We start from the raw sequence: 1266 nt of genomic DNA, 5'->3' as shown, positions 1-1266 counted from the left end.
GCTGAAATAAGCGCCGATGATGGCCAGGCTCAAAAGCCCCGACAGGAAGACCCAGGTCGCCTGCTTTCGCTTCTTCTCCAGAATCCAGCAGACCATCAGATAGAAGATGACGGCACCGGCAGCGATGCCTGGTGGCTTTGACAGCACACCGAGCGAGAAGCTGACCGTGGCGAGCGGCAAGAGCCAGCCGCTGCCGCCGGCCCAGTATTTGGCGAACAGCCAGACGCCAAGGGTCACTAAGGCCAGCATCGCGGGATCGGGAAGAAACGAGCTGTCGATCATGATTGCCGCCGGCATCAGCGCGTAGGCAAGTGCCGCCGCGTGGGCACGCATCTCGTCCCAGCAGAGGGCCGTTAGCCTGTGCAACGAAAACACCGTCACGAGACCGAAGAAGGCCGCAACCATGCGGCCGAACCAGTCGTGCCAACCGAAGAGTTGGTAGAGCAGGGCTGTGAGATAGCTGACGATCTGGAACTCGCGGCCCTGATAGCTTGGCCCGGGCCCGGTCCAACTGACTTCCGGAAAGAAGATGTTCCAGCTGCGCTGCTGGAAATTGTCGGCCATCATTGCAGTGCTTATCTCGCGCCAGCTGAAGCCGTCGACCAGCGGCAAGGTGATCTTGTGGAACCTGAAGACGATTGCAATAAACAGGATCCCCAGCAAGATCGCCGTGTTGAGGTAGTTGCCAGCAGCCATGTCCCGGTCGGTCGTCTCCTGCGGGTATTGCTGACCTTCGGCCTGCTTCAATTCCAGGTCGTCTGTCATCTGAAACCCTGTCTTCCGTGACGGCCGAGGCGGCGCGATACGCGCCGGCATCGGATCGTGAGGAAGATTAGGCTGAGCGGGATCTCGCCGCCGACGCGGTCGGCTGCGGAGCTGCTCGTAGGCTTCACCGAGCAGCGGCTCGGACGGCTTGCGGGGCGGCTTTGTCATGATGGCAGTTCATCAGCAAAGCCTTAAAAAGCAATTCACCCAGATTGATTATTGAATTCACGAGAACATAATAAGAACATCGGCGGGGCGGCTGCCAATCTGAAAACTCAGATATGGAGTGCGGAGATGCGCGAGCCGCCGATCAGCGAAGCCGTGGGCATGAGGAGGTGTCGCCTATCACAAGGGCGATATGCACGCCGCTATCGGCGCGCTGCTTGAGGACAGCCGATTGGTGATCTAGCGGGGGACGATAATGAGCGAGCATGTTTCCATGGCGGCCGAACAGCGTTCAACTCCAGCAGCCTAGATCAGTGCTTCGGAGATGCCCCAAGC

The 1266-nt window shown here is 59.5% G+C and carries 1 protein-coding gene; it reads right to left on the bottom strand.

All coding sequences use genetic code 11. From position 1 onward, the window contains the following. Positions 1–765 (bottom strand): ArnT family glycosyltransferase (locus AC1D1Z_RS37555; protein WP_477853909.1); only part of this gene is annotated, 765 nt, incomplete at its 3' end. Positions 766–1266 lie beyond the last annotated feature (501 nt).

It is taken from the genome of Rhizobium sp. P1_E1, from assembly GCF_056406015.1.
The sequence above is the reverse complement of the archived record's forward strand: the minus strand, read 5'-3'. Positions and strand labels throughout refer to the sequence as shown.